Source organism: Tritonibacter sp. SIMBA_163, assembly GCF_046535935.1.
GTDB classification, from domain to species: domain Bacteria; phylum Pseudomonadota; class Alphaproteobacteria; order Rhodobacterales; family Rhodobacteraceae; genus Epibacterium; species Epibacterium scottomollicae.
Genome location: NZ_JAWJBP010001139.1, coordinates 1 through 243, shown reverse-complemented (window position 1 = coordinate 243; position 243 = coordinate 1). Strand labels below are relative to the sequence as shown.

At 57.2% G+C, this 243-nt stretch carries 1 protein-coding gene; it reads left to right on the top strand.

Features of this window, described 5'->3' with window-relative positions; translation table 11 throughout:
* Nucleotides 1–39: 39 nt before the first annotated feature.
* The coding region (locus R0J92_RS25885) for a type I restriction enzyme endonuclease domain-containing protein (RefSeq protein ID WP_411053796.1) at nt 40–243 on the top strand (204 nt) is incomplete at its 3' end.

The window sequence follows — 243 nt, the reverse complement described above, 5'->3', positions numbered from 1 at the left end:
GGGAGGAAGACTTGCCGAAACTATCAGAGCGCGCTAGAGGTGCTTGGCAATGACGAGTTGCGACAGCTTGCGCATGTGCTTGTCGAACAACTCCAGAAAACCGTGACCGTCGATTGGCAACGCAAAGAGAGCGCACGGGCGAAGTTGCGCGCTCTGGTTCGGCGCACATTGCAGAAATATGGCTACCCGGCAGATTTGGCCCCAGCCGCAATCAGTTTGGTGCTGGGCCAAGCTGAAACGCTC